23 protein-coding genes are annotated in these 23,871 nt (G+C 55.4%); 9 read left to right on the top strand and 14 right to left on the bottom strand.

What is annotated here, in order from left to right; genetic code table 11:
- Positions 1-333: 333 nt before the first annotated feature.
- Positions 334-1,179, bottom strand: coding sequence for an EamA family transporter (locus AC2FHX_RS15340; protein WP_496702429.1), 846 nt, complete (start codon positions 1,177-1,179; stop codon positions 334-336).
- A 139-nt stretch (positions 1,180-1,318) separates the two neighbouring features.
- Here AC2FHX_RS15340 and AC2FHX_RS15335 point away from each other — a divergent pair, with 139 nt between their 5' ends.
- Positions 1,319-1,753 (top strand): group II truncated hemoglobin, encoded by a 435-nt coding sequence (locus AC2FHX_RS15335; RefSeq protein ID WP_496702431.1) that lies wholly within the window; start codon positions 1,319-1,321, stop codon positions 1,751-1,753.
- 433 nt (positions 1,754-2,186) lie between these two features.
- Here the strand turns inward: AC2FHX_RS15335 and glnT are convergent, their stop codons facing one another.
- The 6 genes from glnT to AC2FHX_RS15305 all read right to left on the bottom strand — a co-directional run bounded on the left by glnT (position 2,187) and on the right by AC2FHX_RS15305 (position 8,308).
- Entirely contained in the window at positions 2,187-3,515 is a 1,329-nt protein-coding gene (gene glnT, locus AC2FHX_RS15330) for a type III glutamate--ammonia ligase (protein ID WP_496678514.1), read from the bottom strand.
- A gap of 80 nt (positions 3,516-3,595) precedes the next feature.
- Positions 3,596-4,924 (bottom strand): FMN-binding glutamate synthase family protein, encoded by a 1,329-nt coding sequence (locus AC2FHX_RS15325; protein WP_142638687.1) that lies wholly within the window; start codon positions 4,922-4,924, stop codon positions 3,596-3,598.
- A 20-nt stretch (positions 4,925-4,944) separates the two neighbouring features.
- Positions 4,945-5,628 (bottom strand): protein GlxC, encoded by a 684-nt coding sequence (locus AC2FHX_RS15320; RefSeq protein WP_496678512.1) that lies wholly within the window; start codon positions 5,626-5,628, stop codon positions 4,945-4,947.
- Between the two features lies 1 nt (position 5,629).
- Positions 5,630-6,559 (bottom strand): class II glutamine amidotransferase, encoded by a 930-nt coding sequence (locus tag AC2FHX_RS15315; RefSeq protein WP_142638478.1) that lies wholly within the window; start codon positions 6,557-6,559, stop codon positions 5,630-5,632.
- A 148-nt stretch (positions 6,560-6,707) separates the two neighbouring features.
- Positions 6,708-6,923 carry a hypothetical protein gene (locus AC2FHX_RS15310; RefSeq protein ID WP_142638480.1) on the bottom strand — a complete coding sequence of 72 codons (216 nt, stop codon included), beginning with the start codon at positions 6,921-6,923 and terminating at the stop codon, positions 6,708-6,710.
- Positions 6,924-6,934: 11 nt separating this feature from the next.
- Positions 6,935-8,308 (bottom strand): ammonium transporter, encoded by a 1,374-nt coding sequence (locus tag AC2FHX_RS15305; protein ID WP_271951763.1) that lies wholly within the window; start codon positions 8,306-8,308, stop codon positions 6,935-6,937.
- A gap of 339 nt (positions 8,309-8,647) precedes the next feature.
- Between AC2FHX_RS15305 and AC2FHX_RS15300 the strand changes: the two genes are divergently transcribed.
- Genes AC2FHX_RS15300 through AC2FHX_RS15280 form a run of 5 tightly spaced genes read left to right on the top strand, consistent with a single transcriptional unit; the run spans position 8,648 to position 13,010 of the window.
- Positions 8,648-9,793 (top strand): aminomethyl transferase family protein, encoded by a 1,146-nt coding sequence (locus AC2FHX_RS15300; RefSeq protein WP_142638484.1) that lies wholly within the window; start codon positions 8,648-8,650, stop codon positions 9,791-9,793.
- 54 nt (positions 9,794-9,847) lie between these two features.
- Positions 9,848-10,444: a dimethylamine monooxygenase subunit DmmA family protein gene (locus tag AC2FHX_RS15295; protein ID WP_142638486.1), complete on the top strand. Its 597-nt coding sequence runs from the start codon at positions 9,848-9,850 to the stop codon at positions 10,442-10,444.
- Positions 10,441-11,403: a PDR/VanB family oxidoreductase gene (locus tag AC2FHX_RS15290; protein ID WP_281973362.1), complete on the top strand. Its 963-nt coding sequence runs from the start codon at positions 10,441-10,443 to the stop codon at positions 11,401-11,403. The genes AC2FHX_RS15295 and AC2FHX_RS15290 overlap by 4 nt, the downstream gene beginning before the upstream one ends.
- A 13-nt stretch (positions 11,404-11,416) precedes the next feature.
- Entirely contained in the window at positions 11,417-12,484 is a 1,068-nt protein-coding gene (locus tag AC2FHX_RS15285; RefSeq protein WP_142638490.1) for a heme-dependent oxidative N-demethylase family protein, read from the top strand.
- 28 nt (positions 12,485-12,512) lie between these two features.
- Positions 12,513-13,010, top strand: coding sequence for a GNAT family N-acetyltransferase (locus AC2FHX_RS15280; RefSeq protein WP_496702435.1), 498 nt, complete (start codon positions 12,513-12,515; stop codon positions 13,008-13,010).
- Here AC2FHX_RS15280 and AC2FHX_RS15275 read toward each other — a convergent pair.
- Together AC2FHX_RS15275 and AC2FHX_RS15270 are read right to left on the bottom strand one after the other, a co-directional pair.
- The gene (locus tag AC2FHX_RS15275; protein ID WP_496692831.1) at positions 12,988-13,644 is read right to left on the bottom strand and encodes a helix-turn-helix domain-containing protein; all 657 of its coding nucleotides are present in this window, start codon (positions 13,642-13,644) and stop codon (positions 12,988-12,990) included. The genes AC2FHX_RS15280 and AC2FHX_RS15275 overlap by 23 nt on opposite strands.
- A 237-nt stretch (positions 13,645-13,881) precedes the next feature.
- On the bottom strand, positions 13,882-14,904 hold the full coding sequence (locus tag AC2FHX_RS15270; RefSeq protein WP_496702437.1) for a helix-turn-helix domain-containing protein: 1,023 nt from the start codon (positions 14,902-14,904) through the stop codon (positions 13,882-13,884).
- A gap of 137 nt (positions 14,905-15,041) precedes the next feature.
- Here AC2FHX_RS15270 and AC2FHX_RS15265 point away from each other — a divergent pair, with 137 nt between their 5' ends.
- Positions 15,042-16,064, top strand: a complete 1,023-nt coding sequence (locus tag AC2FHX_RS15265) for an alpha/beta hydrolase family protein (protein ID WP_496702439.1) — start codon at positions 15,042-15,044, stop codon at positions 16,062-16,064.
- Positions 16,065-16,159: 95 nt separating this feature from the next.
- Here AC2FHX_RS15265 and AC2FHX_RS15260 read toward each other — a convergent pair whose 3' ends face one another.
- Complete coding sequence (locus AC2FHX_RS15260) at positions 16,160-16,576, bottom strand: helix-turn-helix domain-containing protein (RefSeq protein WP_496702441.1); 417 nt, start codon at positions 16,574-16,576, stop codon at positions 16,160-16,162.
- 70 nt (positions 16,577-16,646) lie between these two features.
- On the opposite strand from AC2FHX_RS15260, the gene AC2FHX_RS15255 reads away from it, so the two are divergent.
- A complete protein-coding gene (locus AC2FHX_RS15255; protein ID WP_496702443.1) occupies positions 16,647-17,897 on the top strand; it encodes an MFS transporter in 1,251 nt (416 codons plus the stop codon).
- Between the two features lie 23 nt (positions 17,898-17,920).
- The gene (locus tag AC2FHX_RS15250) at positions 17,921-18,817 is read left to right on the top strand and encodes an alpha/beta fold hydrolase (protein ID WP_496702444.1); all 897 of its coding nucleotides are present in this window, start codon (positions 17,921-17,923) and stop codon (positions 18,815-18,817) included.
- Positions 18,818-19,327: 510 nt separating this feature from the next.
- On the opposite strand, the gene AC2FHX_RS15245 is transcribed toward AC2FHX_RS15250, so the two are convergent.
- From AC2FHX_RS15245 to AC2FHX_RS15230, 4 genes are all read right to left on the bottom strand, one after another.
- A complete protein-coding gene (locus AC2FHX_RS15245; protein WP_142638504.1) occupies positions 19,328-19,792 on the bottom strand; it encodes a hypothetical protein in 465 nt (154 codons plus the stop codon).
- Positions 19,793-19,923: 131 nt separating this feature from the next.
- Positions 19,924-20,994, bottom strand: coding sequence for a polyprenyl synthetase family protein (locus AC2FHX_RS15240; protein WP_496702446.1), 1,071 nt, complete (start codon positions 20,992-20,994; stop codon positions 19,924-19,926).
- Positions 20,995-20,997: 3 nt separating this feature from the next.
- Entirely contained in the window at positions 20,998-23,046 is a 2,049-nt protein-coding gene (locus AC2FHX_RS15235) for a hydroxysqualene dehydroxylase (RefSeq protein WP_496702448.1), read from the bottom strand.
- Complete coding sequence (locus AC2FHX_RS15230; RefSeq protein ID WP_185956718.1) at positions 23,039-23,866, bottom strand: DUF3237 domain-containing protein; 828 nt, start codon at positions 23,864-23,866, stop codon at positions 23,039-23,041. Before AC2FHX_RS15230 ends, AC2FHX_RS15235 begins: the two co-directional genes overlap by 8 nt.
- Between the last annotated feature and the right edge of the window lie 5 nt (positions 23,867-23,871).

Raw genomic sequence — 23,871 nt, 5'->3', positions numbered from 1 at the left:
ACAATCGCATGCCTGCTGGCCAACACCCTGACCGCCGCATGCCGCGCAAACAAACTCCCAGAACCAGAAGGCCTGACGGCTTAAAACGAGGCCGCCGCTGTTCAAACTGCGGCTGTTCTTTTTTCCGTTCTGATTTTGGTAGGTATTGGCGACCTTGTAGATCGCGACTTGTGCATGGTGATCGTATCCATTGGCGTGTCGCCTCCCAATTCCCTCCGATCCCCCCTACTACGAGCGTGGTGTAAATCCGGACCGCCACGCTCAGGCGAGATTGAGTGCCTGCGAAACAGCCCGGCTGCAGCCCATCAGGCACGTCAATTCGCAAGGCCGTTCTCAGAGCGCGAGATAGCCGATTCCGGCAAACGCGACGACACAACCAAGCCACTGGCTTGGTGACATACGCTCTTTCAAGATTGCCCAGGCAAGGACAACGGTCAGTAATCCAAAAACCGAAGCCGCGACGGATGCATATTGGGCATTGGGCAACCTACCAGCCGCGACCACACTGAGAATTGCGACGGCATCCAGTAAACCCATTAAGCACAAAAGGGGCAGTGCTTTTGTGCCGGGCCAAATCGACTTGCGAGACGCAAAAGCTATCGCTGCCAGAACCAGAATTGCCGTGAGTCGACCGATTAGAGACACGGTGTATTCGTTGCTGATCTCTGCCGCGTATTGCCCCAGGGCAAATGCTGCGGCGAACCCGGTTGCGGCGAGCAAAGACAAGACAATGGTTGGGCCACGGGCAGGGTAGGTTGTCTCGGTTTTGTCTGAGCGGGCTGCGACGATGGATACTCCGAGGCCGATTGCAATTACGGCCAACCAGTGCCACGCACTGACCATCGAGCCGCGCCAAATTGCGACGGTGACGGACAAGACCGGATAGCTGGCAACTAGCGGCGCAACCAATCGCACGGGCCCTCGATGAAAAGCCTCGTACATGCTGAGCCCGGCCAAGAGGTAAAAAAAACCTGCTGCAATCGCATAAGCCATCGCGTTGCCCGATATGGAGTTGATGTCGCCCCAGGCTGCAACCATCCCGATCTGCAGGATGGCACCAAAGAGCAAAACAAACATAAGCGAGGCGACCACGCTGACGGACTGGCTGATATAGCGGACCGAGAGATCATGAATGCCCCAGCACAACGCAGCTAGCAACCCGAGTGCAAGGGCGCTCATGTAAGGGAAGATTGTTGTAGTGTCGACCATATTGGCATGTGTTCGGTCCCAGATATCAACAGCGCCAAGATGTCACTGTTGATAAACTAATATTCCTGTTATGCAATAAATTAGGCAATGGAGACCCGGAGAATCCACTATGTCCTCGGCTTTGGATCAACTTGGAGGCGAAGAGAGCCTGCGCGCGCTTGTCGAACAATTTTATGATCGAATGGAGGCCGATCCGGCTGTGTATTCCTTGCACCGGCTGCATTTTCGGGGTCACGGATTGAACCATACAAGGCAAGCACAGTTCGAGTTCCTCAGCGGTTTTTTGGGCGGGAGAGCATATTACCGGGAACGATTTGGCCACATGGATTTACGGGAAATACATGCCCATGTGCCTATTCGCGAGGCCGATGCAGAGCTTTGGCTGGAAACCTTTGACGCCGCTTTGGAAGATTGTGAACTGCGCGGCCCGACGGTGGATAAAATGCGAACCTCCCTGCGACGTGCGGCATTGATGCTTGTTAACGACGTTCCCGACTGGCGCATCGAGGTGGATAGGGAAAAAGAACAAGAAGTCCCAGAATAGGCTATTTGCAGGGTCTCGAAATCAGTCGTCAAACAACCGACCGTTCAGATTAGATGAAGCTGGTCTAAAGTGTTGAACGTCATAAAGATTTGCTCGATCGCGATATCGTCGATTAGGTGTCATCTTTTGCACAGCACCCTTAGCCCATGCCCTGATTGACTGCTTTTCGGCCGCAAGCCAGGGATGATTCCGATTTCCCAGACAACCAAGGGGCCGCCCAAAGCAGCTGTGCAATGCGGGGATTGGGTTCCCGTCTTAAAGGCGCACAATTTCAACGGAATCCCCGTTTGACGATATGTGTGCAAAAGACGCGCCTCGATCTTCGCCCGGCGCGTGTTGACTGAAAAGAACATCCCGGCGTGATCGTTGTTGGTGAATGAACAACAAGGCCGCGGCACAGGCCGCAACCTCGATGTCTTCCAGTTTTACCGGATCAGATATCCAGCGTGTTTTCCTTTTCCCAGCGCGAGAAATGCGACACGAAGGAATTCCACTCCTGATGCTTCATCTTCAGGAAAGCAGACGAGAATTCGGCGCCCATCATGCCCTTCAGGTCTTTGTCTTTGTCGTATTCGCGCAGTGCATCAAGCATGTTCAACGGCAGCTTTGGTGCTCCGCGCACTTTATGGCCTTCGGCATACATATCGATATCCCAGCGCTTGCCAGGGTCTGCTTTGGATCGGATACCTGACAGTCCAGCCGCAATGATCACGGCCTGAAGCAGGTAGGGGTTGGTTGCTCCGTCCGGCAGACGCAATTCAAACCGCCCGGGGCCGGGCACACGCACCATGTGAGTCCGGTTGTTGCCCGTCCATGTCACGGTGTTGGGCGCCCATGTTGCACCCGACATCGTCCGCGGCGCGTTGATGCGTTTGTAGCTGTTCACCGTGGGGTTGGTGATCGCGGCCAGTGCTGACGCGTGCTTCATGATGCCACCGAGGAAGTGCTTGCCACGCTCTCCCAGACCAACCTCACCGGTCGGGCCGTCGCCCTCGCCTGCAAACACGTTGGTCTTGGCCGCATCGCCTGGCGCATCCCAGACCGAGATATGCGCATGACAGCCATTACCGGTCAGGCCTTCCACCGGTTTCGGCATGAACGTCGCACGCAGCCCGTGTTTTTCAGCAACCGATTTGGTCATGAACTTGAAGAAAGAGTGTTTATCAGCAGTGCGCAGAACGTCGTCAAATTCCCAATTCATCTCGAACTGGCCGTTGGCGTCCTCGTGGTCGTTCTGATAAGGTCCCCAGCCCAGTTCCAGCATGTAGTCACAGATTTCGCGCACGACATCATACCGGCGCATCACGGCCTGTTGGTCATAGCAAGGCTTTTCAGCTGTATCGAAAGGATCGCTAATCTGTTCTCCGTCCGGCGTCATCAGGAAGAACTCGGCTTCGATACCGGTTTTGACATGCATGCCTTCGTTTGCAGCTTCGTCGATCAGGCGGCGCAATACGTTACGAGGGGCTTGCGCGACATCGCTGCCTTCCATAACGCAGTTGCCAGCAACCCAAGCCACTTCGGGCTTCCAGGGCAGCTGAATGACCGATGAAGGGTCTGGAACTGCCAGCATGTCAGGATGAGCCGGTGTCATATCCAGCCAGGTGGCGAACCCGGCAAAGCCCGCACCATCTTGCTGCATGTCGGCAATCGCCTGCGCTGGCACAAGCTTGGCCCGTTGTCCACCGAACAGGTCGGTGAACGAGATCATGAAGTATTTGACGCCTTTTTCTTTTGCGAAAGCTGCGAGATCTGTCGTCACGATTGCTTTCCTTTCCCTGTTGAATTCTAGTTTTTCAAAGCAAAAACGCGGCCCCCATCAGGGAGCCGCGCAGCATCGGTTCAGAACCCTTCCTTGCCCGGGTACCAACTGGTGCCCGCCAAGGGGACTCGCGCCATGGCGGCCGCCTCCATTGTCAGGGCACACAGGTCTTCAGGTTCCAGATTGTGCAGGTGATTGTGGCCACATGCACGCGCGATGGTTTGGGCCTCAAGCGCCATCACCTTCAAATAGTTGCGCAGCCTGCGACCCGCAGCAACCGGGTCAAGACGCGCAGCCAGGTCGGGGTCTTGCGTGGTGATCCCTGCCGGGTCCTGACCTTCGTGCCAATCGTCATAAGCGCCAGTGGTTGTGCCCAGCTTCTGGTATTCGGATTCCCATTTGGGATCGTTGTCCCCAAGGGCCACCAGAGCAGCCGTGCCAATGGCAACTGCATCTGCACCCAGTGCCAATGCCTTGGCCACATCGGCCCCGGTGCGAATGCCGCCCGAGATGACCAACTGAACCTCACGATGTACGCCCAGATCCTGCAATGCCTGAACGGCAGGGCGGATGCATGACAGTGTTGGCAACCCGACATGTTCAATGAATACGTCTTGCGTCGCAGCGGTGCCGCCCTGCATGCCATCCATGACGACAACGTCCGCCCCGGCTTTCACTGCCAATGCAGTGTCGTAGTAGGGGCGCGTGGCGCCAACTTTCACATAGATAGGCACTTGCCAATCAGTGATTTCCCGAAGTTCGAGGATCTTGATCTCAAGGTCGTCCGGCCCTGTCCAGTCTGGATGGCGGCAAGCGGACCGTTGGTCAATGCCTTTGGGCAGGGTCCGCATCTCGGCCACACGGTCACTGATCTTTTGACCCAACAACATACCGCCTCCGCCGGGTTTGGCGCCTTGGCCAACCACAATCTCAATCGCATCAGCCTTGCGCAGATCGTTGGGATTCATGCCATAGCGTGAAGGCAGGTATTGATACACCAGCTTGGTTGAGTGGCCACGTTCCTCGGGCGTCATGCCGCCATCACCGGTGGTTGTTGACGTGCCCGCAGCAGATGCGCCGCGGCCCAAAGCTTCTTTCGCCGGACCGGACAATGCGCCAAAGCTCATACCCGCAATGGTGATCGGGATATCCAGCTCGATCGGCTTTTTGGCAAAGCGCGTGCCCAACGTTACTGAGGTATCGCAACGTTCCCGATATCCTTCCAACGGATAGCGCGACACCGACGCACCCAGAAAGAGTAGATCGTCAAAATGAGGAACTTTCCGTTTGGCGCCACCGCCACGAATGTCATAGATACCTGTCGCAGCGGCGCGACGGATCTCAGCATTGATCGGATTGGTAAATGTCGCCGACTGAATCGGCAGGGTGCGGGGGATCTGATCGTCCATATCTTTCATACCCTTCTTCCTCAGTAAGCTGCGGAATTGTCGATGTCGAAATTGTAAAGCTGACGAGCCGAGCCATAGCGTTTGAACTCTTCCGGCTTGGCGTCGCTGCCAGCGCGGTCCAGCAGATCCCTCAGAATATCCAGATGCTCAGGGCGCATTTCTTTCTCGATGCAATCAGCACCGAGGCTTTTGACCGAACCACGCACGAACAACCGTGCCTCGTAGAGTGAATCCCCCAGCGCATCGCCCGCATCTCCGCAGACGACCAGATTTCCTGCCTGTGCCATGAAGGCGGACATGTGGCCGATATTGCCATGCACCACGATGTCGATACCTTTCATCGAAATACCGCAGCGCGAGCTTGCGTTGCCCTTGATGACCAGCAACCCACCATGGCCTGTGGCCCCGGCATACTGGCTGGCGTCGCCATCGACGATGACCTGGCCGGACATCATATTCTCAGCCACACCCGGACCAACTGAGCCGTGAACCTTGATGGTCGCCTGTTGGTTCATGCCGGCACAATAGTACCCGGTAGACCCCTTGACCGTCACTTCGATCGGCGCGTCCAGTCCGACAGCAATCGCATGGCTGCCTTTTGGATTTACAATTTCCCAGCTGGTTTGGTTGGTCTCGGCGTTTTGCGCCTGCAGGGACGAGTTCAATCCACGCAGTCCGTCTGCCTCTAAATCATAGGTCTGCATTTCAGGCGGCCTTTTCGTGGGTTGTTGGACTGTCGTTGTGCGACCAGAAATATACGGTGGCCGGTTCAGGTTCCCAAACTCGGGCGTCTTCGATTCCTGGCAGGTTCACCAAGGCGCGGTATTCGCTGCCAAAGGCAACATATTGATCCGTTTCTGCCATCACTGCAGGCTTGCAAGCGATTGGGTCACGTACGACGCCAAACCCGTCTTTGGTCCCTACTACAAAGGTGAAAAACCCGTCCAGATCATCAATGCTGGATTCCAGAGCTTCACCTAAAGTGGCGCCATTCATCATTTTCCAGGTCAGGTATGCGGCACCAACTTCGGTGTCGTTCTCTGTCTGGATGGTAACGCCTTCGCGGCGCAACTTGCGGCGCAACGAGTTGTGGTTGGACAGCGACCCGTTGTGAACCAGACATTGATCGGACCCCGTGTTGAACGGATGTGCGCCCATTGTTGTCACGGCGGATTCCGTCGCCATGCGTGTGTGTCCAATGCCATGAGTGCCGCTCATGCCGCTGAGGCTGAAGCGGTCTGCAACATCCTTGGGCAGGCCAACTTCCTTGTAGATTTCGAGGCTTTCGCCACGACTCATGATACGAACCGTCGGCCGGATTTCAGCCAGCGCGGCGCGCGCGGCTTCGAACTGACGGGCGGGAATTTCCAAGACGGCATGTGTATCATTGTCTGCCTGACCAACCGTCACGCCAAGACTTTTGCCTAGCTCATCAGCCAAGTCGACAAAGTCCGTTTCGGGGTTGGGGGACTGAACTGTAATCTTGGTTTTGCCATCGGACTCAGAGCCGTAGATTGCAATACCGGCACTATCGGGGCCACGATCTGTCATCGTGATCAGCATGTCTGTCAGCATATTGCCCAGTTGGGGCGCAAGAGACTGGTCTTTGAGGAATAATCCAACAATTCCGCACATGGCTGGCAGATCTCCTTATGTGTTTCATTATGATTCGACGGTACCAACAAATCAGTGGGACATCAATAATCATAGGAAAGTTTTTTTCCTAAGAGGCAATGGGCGCGACCTGTGTTTTTCGCGCCCATTGCAAGCATTCAAGGCTGGATCAATATCGCTCCAACTGTGCTTTCACCTTTTCTTCGTCACCGGTGTGGCGCGCCTTTTCCAGGTGCTCAGCTTCGCGGACGAATTGGATGCGATGCCAGCCAACCCAGAAGACAACACCAATGATGACCATTAGAACTTCGTAACCTTGGAAGGGATAGACCGGCCCGACTTCGGCCAGATCCACGGCCCAGTTTGTATAACCATTCGTAGACATATCTTACTCCCTCATTTCGCTGCTACGCCACGGGCGGCCAGTTCTTCTTTATCGGCTTCGATAATGGCAGCTTTGGCGTCCTCATAGGCATGGTGTTCAGCGTAATCGAGACCCTGAAGTTCAACTTCTTCCGGGATGCGCAGTACGCCGGCAGCGGATTGCATTTTCGCCAGAGCCCAGCCTGGCAGGAACCCAAGGACAAAGAACATGATGACGGCACCCGTGATCTGACCGATTGGGTTGATGGTTGCATAACCTTCATATGGTGACGAAGGCACGCCCCACAGGACAAAGCCCGCGATGACCAGCCCGACGACACCTGCATAGCCATGCACGGCTACAGCACCGACAGCATCATCCAGCTTGAACCGACGCTCTACCCAGTAGTGCAGATTATAGACGATCACAACGCCGATTGCGGCAATGATCATCGCTTGGATCGGGTGATACAAATCGTTTCCAGCAGACGCGGTGATGATACCGGCCAGACCGCCCGAGAAGGTCCAGAAGGCATCTCCCTTCGAGACGACATAGGCTGCCATCAACCCACCCGACAGCGACATCAGGAAGTTAAAGGTAATCGCCGACAGCGTGGTCGGGGCCAGATAGATGTTGGTTGCAGTCCAGGTGGCGCCAACGATCTGACCGTCGATAACCTCGGGCGAGATTACAGGCACGTTGCATGCCGCATAGAAACCCCAGAACCCGGTATAGATCAGGAAAATACCGATGGTCAGCAACCATGGATTATGCGGAGGAATATCCCGCGGCGTTCCATCCTTGGCAAACTTGCCAAGTCGCGGACCCAGCACCATGATCACACCAAGTGCGTAACCACCTGCGATTGCATGGATAACGCCTGATGCATAAGCATCGTGATACCCCAAGATGCGCACCATCCAGCCACCATAGTGCCAGCCCCAAGCAGCGTCGATGATCCACCAGACGGACCCGATCATGACTGCATGGACCCACAAAGCCGATGACCTGATCCGTTCGATCACTGAACCAGAAACAATCGAGGCAGCTGTCCACGAGAACAGAAGGAACGCGGCCCAGAAGACCCCTGTGATTCTGTCGTCCAAATTGGTTGCCATTGTGTTCGCCCACGGTAGATTTGCGGCACCTGCTTCGGTGTCGAGACCGCCCCAGAACGGAAAGTTCGGGAACGCCCAGTAGATCCACCATCCAAAGAAGAAGAACGTGACCGTCACCAGCGGGATGATCATGATGTTTTTCATCAATGTGTGCATATGGTTACGGGCCCGGCTGGCGCCGACTTCGTACATGCAAAAGCCCACATGGATGAGGAACATGAAGACGACCGTTACCCAGTAATAAAACTCGGTAAAGACCGTCGTAAGTGCATTTAGATTGCCATCCACTTCGTAGTCTCCCTGTTGTTGCAGCAGGAGGTCTTTCTGCGAAGCATTTCCTGCTGGGAATAATTGTATACTAAGGGGACAATCTCATTGGCGACCTGTCAATAGATATGTGGGGCAAACATCTTTAAGGTCTGTGCTTGATGTATGTCCTCACACGTCAAAAAACGCACTAAGCCACAGATAAAGAAAAGAAATATCAATATTCTCGAATGTTCTTAGGGTGCAAAAATTGCAGGCAAATATTCCCAACAGGAAAAAATTCTGCACACAAGTGTTGATTTTCAACCCAACATCGGCCTCAATATGGGCAACAAAAACGATCAACGGGAGAACCGAACCATGGCCATTCTTTGGAGGACGTCGGCCCTTGCGCAGCGCCACGCCCAGATCGGCGGCGAGCTTGAAGACTGGAACGGGATGGGGACTGCTTGGTTCTATGACCAAAGCCCTGAACGTGCCAAAGCTGACTACGAAGCAATTCGAACCAAAGCTGGTCTTATGGATGTTTCCGGCTTGAAAAAGGTTCACGTGGTTGGTGAGGATGCCGCCTATGTCATTGATCGTGTCACCACGCGGAACGTCGAAAAGATCATGCCGGGGCGGTCGACATATGCCTCGATCCTGAATGCCGAAGGCAAGTTTGTTGATGATTGCATCATCTATCGCCTGTCGGTGAACACGTGGCTGGTGGTGCACGGCACAGGCACAGGAATGGAGCAGCTGACATCCGTGGCGGCGGGTAAGAATTGTTCGGTCATCTTCGATGATGACATGCATGACATGTCGCTGCAGGGTCCGGTGGCTGTAGACTTCCTGGCTAAGCACATCCCCGGAATTCGCGATCTGGCCTATTTCGGCATCATGCAGACTAAGCTATATGGCTGCCCGGTGATGATTTCACGGACCGGTTATACCGGCGAGCGCGGGTATGAGATCTTCTGTCAGGCCAAGCACGCCGTGCACTTGTGGGACAGCATTCTGGCTGATGGCAAGGATATGGGCATCGTCCCGGTCCAGTTTTCGACGCTCGACCTGTTGCGCACCGAAAGCTACCTGCTGTTTTACCCCGGCGACAATTCCGAAACCTATCCGTTCGATGGCGATACCTGTGGTGATACACTGTGGGAACTGGGCCTGGATTTCACTGTCTCACCTGGAAAAACCGGCTTTATCGGCGCCGAGAACCACTATGCATCGCAAGGCAAAGAGCGGTTTAAGATCTATGGCGTCAAACTGAACGGCACGACGCCGGCGGATGAAGGCGCGGATCTGCTGCAAAACGGCGAGAAAGTCGGCGTTGTCACCTTCGGCATGTATTCTGATATCAATGGTCACAATGTGGGTATCGCGCGGATGCCGGTCGCATGTGCATCACCCGGCACCAAGCTGACGGTGCGTAACGGCGATGGGACAGAAATAACGGCAACTGCGGAAGAGATGCCGTTCTACGATCAGGACAAATCGATCAGAACCGCAAAGGGCTGAGTTTCAGGGGGCGCGACGGACACACCGTGGCGCCCTTTTCCTATTGAGGGCACAATGTCAAAGTTCGAATTTCCCAAGTCAATCGCAAGCCGCCCGGTCTGGGGCACGCTAGAGGTTCGCCAGGGCGAACATCATCTCATGATAGCCGAGGCTGAAGGGGCCGAAGCCATTCTCGACATCGCAACACCTGACCTGATGGCCAAAACCCATCTGATCTATATCCCGAAAGGCACGGATTTCGCGGAAAAGCTAAGGGCATTGAACCCTGCTCAGTTCTATGAAGGCCCGTCTTTCGAGGCGTCTCTGCCGCGCATTCGCCGGGTTCTGGAGGACGCGCATATGGGATTGCAGGTCTACCTGACCGGCACCGAAGGCATGATGGGGCAGGCCATGAATGAAGTGATGGCTGTGGGTCTGCCACACACGGCGATTCAGACCGAACATCGCGGATCGGTCGCCCGTCGGATGCAATGCGTGCATTGCAAGGGCATCACCGAAGACGTCGAGATTGACCCGTTTGTCTGTTCACATTGCGGCCTAAACCTGTTTGTGCGCGATCACTACTCACGCCGTCTTGCCGCCTATCAGGGCGTCCGTATCGACGCCGAGGATCATGGTAATGTGCCCGAGTCGAAGGGGATTTACGAATGAGCGGTGCTGAGAAAATTCAGGTCAAGGTGACCGAGATCACTCCGCTGAACGAATTGGTGACGCGGTTCAGGTTCGAACGTATCGACGGCGCGCCATTACCAACCTTTTCGGGCGGGGCACATACTGTGGTCGAAATGCAGGATGGTGCCATTACACGGCTTAACCCCTATTCGTTGATGTCGGATCCGTTTGATCAGTCATCTTATACAATTTCGGTTCGACGCGATGATGAGGGCAGGGGGGGGTCGCTGTTCATGCACCGCCAGGTCAAGCTGGGCGACGAGATGACCATCAGCTATCCGGTCAACTTGTTTTCACTGGACTTGCGCGCCCGCAAGCATCTGTTTCTGGCCGGTGGCATCGGGATCACCCCGTTTCTGGCGCAGATCAAACAGTTGGAATTGCTGCACGGGCATTGGGAGTTGCATTACGCGTGCCGAAACACTGCCTTGGCATCTTATGCTGAGCAACTGACAGACAGGCATCCGAACGAAACCCATCTGTACTATGACGATCAGAGCCAGGCGATCGATCTGAAAAATCTGCTCAGCGGGCAACCCTTGGGAACGCATGTGTATGTGTGTGGTCCAAAGGGCATGATCGACTGGGTCCGAAACACGGCTGCCGCCGAAGGCTGGCCCGAAGATTGCGTGCACTACGAAGAGTTCCTGGCGCCTCAGCCCGGCAAACCGTTCGAGGTGCGCTTGGCGGCATCGGATAAGGTCATTCATGTGGGTGAAAACGAAAGCCTGTTGGAGGCCATCGAACGTGAAGGCGTGGACGCACCGTATCTGTGCCGCGGTGGGGCCTGCGGTCAGTGCGAAACCGTTGTGCTCGACCATGAAGGTAATTTCGTTCACCGCGATCACTGGCTGACCGGCGAAGAAAAGGCCGCGGGCAAGAAAATCATGCCCTGTGTATCGCGCTTCGAGGGCAAGTCCCTCGTGCTGGACCGTTGAGAGGAGGCCCAACATGACCATTCAATTCAACGACGAATCCTTTCGCGATGACTATACGTTTCACAACTCGGACTGGGCGATCAAACGCTTTCCGTTTCCGTTTCACGAAGACAGCTATATGTATTCGGTCAACATGGAACAGCATCGCGGCGGGCCCAAAGGATCGGTCTACGAGATGCGATTCGACGTCGACGAACACTATGTGTCCGAGATGAAAGACCGCGCCATGGTATTGGATCAGGATCCGTTGCGCTGCCAGTCACTGCCGCATATGACTTTGGCCGGTTGGGACTTGCTAGAGCTGATCATGGTCAGCAAATCCGAAGACTATCCCGATCTGTTCGAACTGCATCGCAATGGCAACCAGTGGCGCTGGGTCAACAAACCGATGGGCATTGATCACAGCTTTACCTTCATGGACGAAACCACGCTTCCGTACGGGCCAATGGAATACATCACCCGTCAGGCACAGGGTGATTTCGCCGTGCTGGATCAGCGTGACGAGATGCTGTGGATGGACGCGGGAATGGTGACGACCCAAGCGGACTGGAGCCTGGATTTTGACATCGGAATGAACTTTTTCGAATGGCACGCGCCGGTTCCCAAAGCCCATGAAATGGGCATTTTCCAACGCGCCCTGAAATTCCTGCTGAACATTCAACAGGGTGCCCCAGCACGGCGTCTGAATTGGACTATGACAGTGAATCCGCTGCTGGATACCAGCCCGGAGAACTATCACAAATGGGGTATCCAGAAGACGACGCTGACACCTGAAAACATAGCGCACAAACAGTATCTGCGGGTCGAGTTGCAAACCTTTTTCCGCCTGCCGCGATCCAACGCCCTGGTATTCCCGATCCGCTGCTACCTGTGTAGTTTTCAGGACCTGATGACCGTTCCCAAATGGGGCCGCCGTCTGCATCGGGTCATCCGGGACCTGCCGGTCGAGCTGGCAACCTATAAAGGGTTCATCGATAACCGCCCCATGATGTTGGACTATCTCAGCCAGTTTGACGACGGGTTGCCCACGTCTCCGGGGATCTGGCCGGATTTGGAAACGGAACCACCTTTGTCTAAGTAAGCGAGACTTGCGAAATTTCTCAACTCATATGATTGATCCGGGCGAAGCGCCCTGGCTCATCTCGAGTGACGATTTTGCATTGTATGACGTGCTTGCGCTGCTTCGCGCGTCATTTCAGTACATGGATGCCCGGATCGACCCTCCGTCTTCTATCCATAGTCTGAACGTGGAAGGAATGCAGGTGCATTGTCAGGGTGGCGGCGAAATCTGGGCCGTTGGGCGACCACTTTTCGCGTGTATGTTTCTGACGCCCAAGCCAGACAGTTTGTACCTTGGAAAGCTTGCGGTGAAGGATGGATTGCGGGGTCAGGGTATCGGCCGCAGGTTAGTGCATCATGCTGCACGCCGTGCAGCAGAGCTTGGCTTACCTGCGCTGGAACTGGAAACACGCGTGGAACTTACTGAAAACCATCGCGTATTTTCGAGGCTGGGGTTCACGATCGTAAGCACGGGCAGTCGCGAAGGCTATGACAGACCCACAGATTTCTTATTGCGCAAACCGATCAGTTTGTCTGCGGATAGCTGATAACTGATATATACCGCGCCGGCAGGCTGACAAGCCGTTCGGGCCCATGCGGAGCATCTGCATCAAAGAACAGGGTATCGCCGGGTTTTAGCGGGTAAATCTGGTCCCCGTGGCGGTAATCCACCTCACCGTCCAGCATGTAAATCGTCTCGATCCCGCCATGTTGGAAAGTAGGGAACACATCTGATTCAGCGGTCAGGGTAATCAGATACGGTTCGACGATCACACCGGATCCGTTGGCACCAATATGTCCCAACAGGTTATACTGATGGTTCGCACGTGTTCCTTCACGCTCCAGTTCGACGCCTTCTCCTGCTTTTGTATGAACCGCCTCGCGGCGTTCTTCAAACTGTCGGAAAAAGCTTGTCAAAGGAACCGAAAGCGCATCCGCCAGCGATTGCAGAGTCGTCAAGGACGGCGACGTATTTCCGTTTTCGATCTTGGACAGCATGCCAATCGACAGGCCGGTCAGCTGGGCCAGTTCTGCGACCGTTATGTTCTGCTGTTTGCGAAAGGCACGAACCTCGCGGCCGATGGCAACTTCAAGAACTTTCTCTCTGTCACCCGAACGAACGGAATGTGGGTCCTGCGTCAGGTTTGTTGCCATTTCTTTGTCGCGTTTTTTCAATTTCATTCTTTCAACGTCTTGCTACACGTGTCCAAACCGGTTCTGCAAGCAGGCGCGGCGCAATACCCAATTCAATTCGGATTACCATAGCATCAGTTTTTCCTGATAGTAATATAATCATGCTGGCAGAAAACAGAATAGAGATCGGATTCTCACTGTTTGACGGCTTTCACGGCCCTGACGCCGATGTCCTAAATCAAGGTTCGGTAGCTGTGGCAAGGATGCTTGGTGCACCGGAACGTCTTAGGTTTTGACCCTTTCATCGGGCACTTCCACAAGAGACCTCAACCAGCGACGCGGATTGACGCCGATCACCCTTAAGAACTCGCGGTTGAAGTTCGACTTGGTGTTAAACCCGCTGGCCAGCATCGCCTCGGTCACCGATTTTCCAGTCTTCATTACGGCGCAAGCGTGAGATATCCGATGCCTATTGATGTAGCGAGATACATTCTCGCTTTTGCCTTTGTTGATTGCGCTTGAAAGCTGCTTTTCTGGAACCTGCAATTTTCGGGCCAACCGGGCCAATGTGAGATCGGGATCGAGATATGGCTTATGTGTTTCCATATAGGCGTCGAGCTTTTCGACAATAGCGGTGTCACGGGTTTTATCTTGCTTGGAATACGCATCGCGAGTGTCAGAGCCAATGCTCTGGCTTTCGATTGCATGCGATAGGCTGAGCGCCCCTAATATGAGCAATGTGATTGCGGAAAACAGGCTTGGCAGCCAGAGCAAGACCTCGGTGTCTCCGGATGCAAGGCGGACTCCAATGAATATGTCGCTGCCTGCTGAGGCGATCAAAGCGATGGCCAGAACACGCCAAACCCAAACAATCATGCGACCGTTTTCTAAGCGGCTATGGGGCAAACTATCTTCGCCGCGCAAGAGCATAAACGCGATGGCGATACCGTATGCCGCAAAGAGAAAGGGGATCAACACGTCCAGCGCTTCGGGTTGGGTTGCCAGAAAACTTATCGCAAGGGCCGGACCTACCGCATGCAAATACAAGTCCTGTCTGCGCAGATAGCCCACCGAGGCCTGACGAAAGGACAGCCACGCGGATGCGGCAATTACAGTCGCAAGAAGGGGCTGAACGACCCTGAGACCCGTAAAGCCATAATATTGCACAAGCGCGATAACCGCACTTTGTGCTGCGCAGCATCCGATGAGGACCAAAAGCGTGGGATGGGTTTTGCGGGTCAGAAAGCGATGTAAAAGAAAGCCCGAAAGCAGCAGGGCAGTAATCATTGGGATCGGTAGAACTAGCATCAGGGGGGTCCGTTTTCGTCTGTCATAGGACCTAAATCCTGATCTGCGCGACCTTAAACCGGATTCAGGTCGTATGAAATCCCGACAGCGTCTGAATGTAGGCCGACACTAATGCCACCCTACAAAAAAGGCGCGCCATGAAACTTCCTCTTCTTACCCTCGTCATGACCCTTTCGGCGGGCACGGAAATTGCTGCACAAGATGTCGGCCTCGTCGAATTGACGATTGCCGCACCTCATCATGATCAGGACATGCAAATGGCTGTCATGTTCCCTGCGGCAGGTCAGCGCCAGACTATGTTTGCAGAAAATGCAGTGTTCTATGGAACAGCAGTAGTCGAAAACGCCAAGCCGGTGCCAGGGCAACATCCGGTTGTTCTTCTCTCACACGGATGGGGCGGCAATTATGCACGAATGGCGTGGCTTAGTGCGGGGTTGGTCTCGCACGGTGCAATCGTAGTGGCAGTAAACCATCCAGGCAGCACGACCTTAGATTTGGATTTCGATACCGCATTTAATCATTGGACCCGCGCCCAGGACATGTCCACCGCGTTGGATCACGCTCTGCAAGACCCGGTTTTCGCCCCCCTCATCGACACTTCACGGATCTACGCCACGGGCTTCTCTTATGGTGGCTGGACAGCCCTTTCGCTTGCGGGCGTCCAGGGCAATCGTGACGGATTTTTCGATTATTGCGAGGCCGCAGGGGCAGGGTCACAATTTTGCGCAAAGTTGACGGCAGAGGGCGTCGATGTAACCGCAATCGACCAGGAAAAATATGAGGCATCTTACAAGGATCCACGGGTCAGTGCCGTCGCAGCCATTGATCCGGGACTAACTTGGGATCTTGCGCATAAGGATGTGCGGGACGTGACAGCCTCGCTTTTTCTGATTGGATTGGGTGACGGGGCCGACAGGCTGAATGCAACAGACACGAGCGCCCTGGGAAGCAATTTTGAGGCGCTGGTTCCTCAGGCTGCGGTGATGACGATCGCGCCCGCAATGCATTTCACCGCGCTTGGATTATGTAAGCCCGCCGGTGAAGCGATTTTGATCGAAGAGCAGGACGATCCTGTTTGCACTGATCCTGGGGGAACGGACCGCGCCCAAGTTCTTGACATGATAATTGACAGTTTGGCCGCTCACTTCGATCTGAATTAGTGTATTTCGGATACTTACATATCGGCATTGCATCCAATGGTGCGGGCCGACCATACCCCTCAGCGGTATACCAAAAATTCGTAGTTGGCTTGCCGCTACCTGCCACTGGCTTTCTTCGTGCCCCGGTGATGGGCGAGATCGATGAGCCGTCTGAATGTTGGGCATTCCAAATGCGATGGCGCCGGGCAATCCGCCACATGTCGCAGGGTATCGCGCAGCGCCGTCAGCTCGCGGATTTGCCGATCCAGCGCATCCGCACGAATGTGAAACTCTTGCCGGGGGATATTCGGAGATCCATCAAGGCCGAACATCCCCGAGATTTCCTCAAGTGAAAACCCCGCAGATTTGCCCATTGTGATCAGGGCTAGTTGCAATAAGACATCCGGCGTGAACTGCCGACGAAGCCCGTGCCGCGCAACAGACGAAATCAGGCCAAGCTCATCATAGTAACGCAGCGTTGAAGTTGGGGTGCCGGTCTTTTTCGACACCTCGCCTATATCCAAAAGTTTCATGCTTGACCTCAAGTCGACTTGAATTCGTAACGTCGCCTTCTGTAGCGATTCCGACAAGAGGAAAATAGTGGTGCACATCAAATCAAATGCATTGAAGACAACGAGACCCGGCGCTTTGTTGTGTTTCTCCCTGTCCATGCTGCTGGCCTCATTGGGCACCAGCATTGCCAATATTGCCTTGCCTGCAATCGCCCAGGACCTGAAGGCGCCGGTACATCAAGTGCAATGGGTGGTGATCGCATATCTCGCGACACTGACGCTGTTCTCTGTGCTGGCTGGACGACTTGGGGACCGCTTTGGACGACAGCAGATGCTGATCTTCGGGCTTATACTTTTCGCGCTGGCCTCTGCGTTTTGCGGCTTGGCGCCCAATCTCAAGGTGTTGAGTGCCGCGCGGTCTCTTCAGGGAATTGGTGCTGCATTCCTCATGGTGCTGACCGTCGCACTTGTTCGCGATATTTTTGAAACAGAGCGTGTCGGGCAAGCCATGGGCCTGTTGGGCACGATGTCGGCGGTCGGAACTGCACTGGGACCTTCGTTGGGTGGGGTGCTGATTGGAAAACTCGGGTGGCAAGGAGTGTTCTTTGTCCTGGTGCCGATGAGCCTGACTACGGCCATTTTGGCCGTTCGGCTTTTGCCCGCAAGTGTTTCCTCTGGGATAACACCTCTGGTCGGACTAACTGCACTGCGAAAGAGCGGCGCTATCCTCGGCCTTGCAGCAAATTTTCTGGTGGCAAATGTGATGTTGACCACTTTGCTGATAGGCCCCTTCTTTCTGGGGCAGTCTCTTGGGCTGAGCGCGGCGAAAGTGGGGCTTGTCATGTCGATCGGACCAATCATATCAATCTTCCTCGGCGTCCCATCGGGTCGGCTTGTGGATGCATGGGGGGCGGCGCGTGTTCTGTCGCTTGGGCTCATTGCTCTGACCACCGGGACCTTTGCACTTGCGATCCTGCCAGTCGCATTCGGTGTCATTGGTTACATTGGCGCAATCAGCATCCTGACACCGGGATACCAGTTGTTTCAGGCGGCCAACAACACCATGATAATGGTAGGGGTTCGGGCAGATCAGCGGGGGACAGTTTCAGGGCTGCTTGGCTTGTCGCGCAATTTGGGACTTATTTTCGGAGCCTCTGTCATGGGGACGGTCTTTTCCTTTGGGATTGGCGCCCGCACCGTCGAGGCGGCATCTGCTGAAGCTATTGCCAACGGGATGCAGCTCACCTTTGTAATCTGCGGGGTATTGGCCATCGTGGCGTATTGGCTTTCGCGTCGAACTTCGTTGAAGAGCGTCACCAGTAAGACAGTCGCGAGACAATGATAAAGGAGGTCGCAGACCTACCGATGAACACTTTTAAACCTGTCCCAATAGACGGCTTGAACGTACAGATTTGGGGGCATGGCGATACGCCCGCGCTCATTTTCCATGGGGGGCCAGGGTCGGGTCTCAACCCGCAGCACACAGCCTATTTCGACGCCGACCGCCATCGGGTGGTTCTTTTTGACCAACGCGGAACAGGGTTGTCGGGCAGAGCTGGTCGGGTCACAGCAAACACGACTCAGCACACCCTACGCGATGCCGAGGCCATCCGGATGGCCCTGGGATATGAAGATTGGATTGTGCTGGGTGGTTCATGGGGTGGCGCACTGGCATTGGCCTACGCATCCGCTCATCCTGATCGGGTACGCGCATTGATCGTGCGCAGCACGCATATCTGCCGTCCTTCAATGGACCAGTGGATGTTGCGCGATAGGGCAGAGCGTTTCGAAGCCGGGCAGCGTGCGCGCGGCCTGTTTCTCGATCCTCTCGACGCGACTGAACAGCTCCATCCTGCCATAGCATGGTTTGCCCGTATGGAAGACAATGACGCGCAAGCACGTGAGGCAGCCCGCCGTGTGATGGCCCTTGAAGATGCGTTTCATGGACCGCAACCCGGCACTGTGCGGCTTCCGGCAGCCGTCACCCAAAGCGACATAAATCGCACCCGCGTGTACCTTTGGTACTGGCTTAATAATTTCTTCCTACCTGCTACGGGCCCCGGAGATCCAAATACAATCGCCGTACTCCCACATCGTTTGATCCATGGAGAGGATGACCTAATATGCCCGATTGAACCTGCCCGTGCCTTTGCCCAAGCTGGAAAGCTTCAATTTGAGGAGATTGAGAGACTGGGTCACAACGGTTTGGCGCCGCAGATGATCGCTGCTGTGCGCCAAGCCGTCGAAGACTTGAGCGGTTGAGTATCGAGCAGAAGCGCGTTCTCAAATCGGACAATCGCGGCAATTCCGAGTGCGCGGAATTTGGGTTCAGGGCATCGTCATTTTTTTGGTTGTGTGAGTTGGCTGAGCAAAGCGCGATGCCTGACCGCCTTCGATTCCGTATGCGAGAGACAGGGGACAATCCTGGCAGGTCATTCCGCTTCGCGCGTCGATGTTGCTCAACAGTTTAAATCGTTTGCCCGGTAATCTTTTGGTCGATTTTTGTGCCAAGGCGACCCATCTCACCCGATTTAAAAAGCTGTTTGTTCTTGCTCGGCGTTCACGTTGGCTGTGGCACCTAACAGCCCAATGGCAGGAATAGTTAAGCTATCTATGAGGCGCATGTTTAGCCTCGCCCGGTGCCAGCTTCGTATGAGGCGCATGATTACTATTCGAAATATTTTTCGAAGCTAATTTTCTGCATTTGTGCAATCGAAATGGAAAACTCCGACCACGGGCAATACTGCACCGTATCATCGGGGCAGGATCACTTTAGTCAGCCACAACCTCAAAGGTGACAACGATGGCGGTGTTTTCGCTGCCTTTCGTGTATACGCGCCCCTGATACTGGCCGGGTTCTGCCAGATCATGAATGGTGAGGCTTACGGCAACGTCGACGGCCTGTCCCGGGGGAATACGGACTGCGGAAGGTTGGATGCTCATCTTGTCGGTTGGCAACACGTTGCCGTCGCGGCTGATCATGTCGCCGGGCTCGAACTGCAAGTCGACAACGTCTGCTCCGGCAGGTGCAGCAAAGGACAAGAGAATGGTTCCTGTCTCACCGGGCCTGCAGGGCTTGCGGCAGTGAAAGGGTCCGTCCAGCTGTTGTGTGGTGCTGTTTTCCGCATTCAGAATGCCCCGTGCGATCTGAGATATCGGAAGCGTATCCTGCTCCGGAACGGCCTTGGTGGCCGTGCGGAGAGCGCTGACAAATGGTTTTCGCTCGAAATAAGGCATAGCTTAATGTGCACAGCCTACAGCGTTTAGTAAATGACAAACTTGAAAGGAATGCGTATTGGATTCGGCGGTGGATTCACGGGATTTCGAAATTTAAGATATTGAATATCTACAAAAAAATAGGGCGAGTGTTAGACCTGACGCGCGACCAGATAATCCATGAACTGACCAAGAAACGCGCGCGGCGCCGCGTTGGTATTTGCAAATACAAGATCGAATTCCCGACGGGCCGCCGCAAGCAGGTCATTTGCTGCGGCCTGAGCATATTCAATGCAAGAATAGTGGCTCATCCGCGCCAATACCCATTCGACCTCTTGTTCCGAACGGGCCGTTCTTGGCTTTTCCAGAAACTCTGACAGTCGGGACTGTTCCTGCCGATCCGCCTGCGCCCCAAGACGTCCCAGCATCAGCGTGCGTTTGCCTTCGTAGATATCCCCGCCGATCTCTTTGCCGTATTTCCCCTGGCTTCCCACAAGATTCAGAACGTCATCCTGGATCTGAAAGGCGGCCCCCAGAAAAAAGCCGAACGCGTTGAAGTCATCCAGATTCAGCGCTCCGGAGGCGACATCGTCCGGGCGCGCGATCAGGGCACCTATACGCATCGGGTGAATGAAGCTGTACCAGCAGGTTTTCTTCAGACACATGGTCAGGTAGTCGGACGGGCTGAGGTCAAGGCGATTGTCTTTTATCCATCCCAATTCAAGAGCTTGGCCCTCGATCGACTCTTTCAGCAGGTGATCAAACTCGTCCACCACGCGCGCGCCGGTCATCGGGCCCAGAGGGCCGAGGTTCTGGCGCAGCAGGCTCAGCGCCAGAGATTGCATGCCGTCGCCGATATTGATCGCCAAAGGCACACCAAGACGTTTGTGCATACATTCCCGACCCCGTCGGAAATCGCTGAGGTCTTCGATATCGTCATGAACCAGAAATGCATTGTGCAGCAATTCGATGACCGCAGCAGCAATTTCGGCATCGTCGGCCTTTCCGCCGAATGCTTCACACGTGGCCAGAAGAAGGGCAGGTCTAAGCCCTTTGCCCGAGGTTTCGATATAGTCCCGCATAGGCCCATAGAGATAGGCTTGCGGCTCACCCGTTGGCATTTTGTCCAACAGTACCTTGCGCGCCTGATCGCCATAACGCGTCAGTTGCTCAAGGAAACCTTGCGTGGCCGCGGATGCCGGCTGCGCCTTGGGAACAGTCACCGGTCAGCCTTTCTGCGTGATGATGACTTTGCGACCGGACATGTCGGTTGGCGGTGTGGTCGCCTCGACAATGCCGATCGCCAGATCTTCAGCAAAGTCCGCGCCGGGAATCGGTGTGTCCCGGCCTGGCAGATGCGCGGCCATCAGATTATAGAGCTCTGGAGGTGCCGCGACCATGCGCAACGCGTCCGAGATCGCAGGGTCTTCGACAATTCCGCCGGGCTTGGAGTATTCGGCCGTCAGCGGACCAATCGCGGCCAGCGGTCCTTGCCCACCACGTTTGGTGCCGGTTGCGTCTTGTCCCATGCGCAAAGTGGCCTCGACAGCGATGGCAAAGCGTTCATCCCATGGCTCACCCGCCTGATATCGGGCATAGTCATAGGCCCGCAGGGGTTGCAGGATGTCGGGCTCATGCAGATCCCAGATTTCACAGGGCTGCGCCTCAGAACCACTGCGCCGCAGGATGGCATTGACGGCTCTTCGGGCAGCCTCATTTGCGCCTTCCATGGTGGCCAGGTCGGTGTTGGTCCGGACGTAGTCGGACGCAAGCATAAAGTTCGGTATCAGCGTCGCCGCTTCGGGCCGCAGCCGCCAGCTGTTAATGCGGTTTACCAACAACGGTTCGACATTGCTTTCTCGGGCAGGATGATCGGGGTCCTCGACGATGTCGGGATCCAGGAACCAATAGTGCAGTTCTTCATCCCTGAGGACGATGTTGCCATCAACGTTCAGGCTGCGTTTGAGCTGTTCCCAGACTTCTTTGGCGATTTCTTCACGAGAGCTGTCGCGCGCGGTTTTTCCGTTTGTGCCCGGCTTGTCCCATTCGGAAATATCGACCGAGAGCAATCCCTTGGTCTTACCGTCGGCCCAGTTTTCAAAATCTATCTGGGACCAGAATTGTTTTTGCGAAACAGCCGTCAGCGCCCAAGGGCTGTCGATAAAGATCACATGGCCATGGGCCAGTTCAACATCCTTGGTCAGGTAAAACTGTATGCCATTCATCCACTGCACGTCTTCGGCAAGCAATGGCAGCTTGGCCAGACCCGGATCTACCTTTGTCATAGCCGGCGTCACCAAAGGTGCAATGCGTTCAACGGGCAGGGCGCTGATGAACCAGTCGCCGGTGACCTGCTTTTGCGTGCCGTCCTGTTCAACAGTGGCGCTGACAATTCGGCCGTTTCGGCATTCAATCCCGGTCACCTTGGAATCGAAATGGTACACCACACCCCGGCTTTTCAGATATTCCAGCCAAGGCTGAATCCAGACCAGGTTGGTCGGCCCGTTCAGCAGCCTGTTGCTGGTTGCCTCAGGTGTTGCGATCCCAAGCTGCAGTTGAATGGCGACATCGCCAACGGTCTTGGTGCTTGCGGTTGTCGCTTTGGCTGCCACCAGTGACCGGGTCAGGCCGATTGCCAGAAACTTCTGATAGGCCTCGGACCGCTCCGCGGCGCCGATGAATTCCCACCAGCCGATACGTTCATACTCATCGAACCGGCGCTCTTTGCACGAGGTCGCAATGCGCCACATGCAACCAAGGAAATGTTCGATATCCTCAAAGTCGATTTCGTTGCGCGGCGAGATTGTATAGGCAAAGGTCTTGAGCGCATTGGCGACCTCTTTTAGCGATTGTGGAAACCGCTCGGGTACGATGATACCGGGGTGGTCGAACTGGCTGACCAATACCTGGGTTGTCGGAACCAGATTGTCGTAGCAGGTGCCCTTGTCATAATAGGGCGTGCGCGACATCGTATTGGTGATGTGCCGGTAGAAGTTGGGGAAGAACCGGAACCCATGTTCACCGGGCAACCAGGGACGTTTGACACCGGGTGGCAGGTCATAGCCGTGCATCCCGATCCAGTCTTTCAGCGCTCTGATATGTTCCTCTTTCGAACCGTGATCGTCTTCACCTTCAAGCACGGGAATGCTGCGGGCCTTGCCACCGGCGATAAGCTGACGCTCATACACTTCGACTTCGAAACCCCGTTCGATCAGCTCATGCGCGGCGCTCATCCCGCCGACGCCTCCGCCTAATATGACCACCTTTTCAGCCATCGGATGTTCCTTTCGCGGAATAGACGTCAAATCGCAGGGTGATGTCGGACAGGCTGGCCTCTCCGATCCCGAAACCCTGCAGACGGTTGATCCACATATAACGCGGATTCGAGGTCAGATACCGGGGTGCCAGCCGAACCGGGGCACTGGGTGGCAGCTTGCCCTTGGCAAGGGCGGCATAGCCATCCGTACCGAAATCGCAGATCCCGGTATCGTCGAACATGACCGGGGCACCGCCGGTTGTCGGATTGATCAGCGCCTTGGCATGCAGAATACCCACGCCATCAGGGCGCACGCGCATCCAGTCTCCGCCCACGGGCTCGATCGTTCCGTTCAGGTTCGGGCCGGTCACGGTACCGCCTTCTTTGATCGCAAAATGCAGCCATATGCCATCGGGAGTTTCACCCGATGGGTTGAAGTTGCCCGAAAACGGCACCTCAAAATGGGCGATATGATCCAGCACCGGGCTGGATGTCTCGTGTTTTGGCGCGCGATCTTCTGGTTTCGGCGCGACCGCGTTTCCGGGGTCATAATCGCGCCCGCCCGAGGTCAGAACCGGCCGCCAGGTCATCAGTTTTCCCACAGCGGGAACCGGCAGGGCCGCTGCAAATTGTTGCAACCCCGATTGTGGATCCTGACCCAGTGGCCACCCACGGACAGCCCGTTCAGGTCCGTCCCCTTCGCGATAGAACAGGCGCAGCGTGTCATGCGGAGATATCGCAGGCCCGGCCTCAACCAGAACCCGCTGTACCCCGGTGGCTGCTTGAAAGGCGGCCTCGGACCAGCGCAGGGTGACCCCGCCGTCGCTGAATTCCCGCATACCCA

It is taken from the genome of Ruegeria sp. CDSC042, from assembly GCF_059610745.1.
This window is presented reverse-complemented; position numbering and strand designations above follow the sequence as displayed.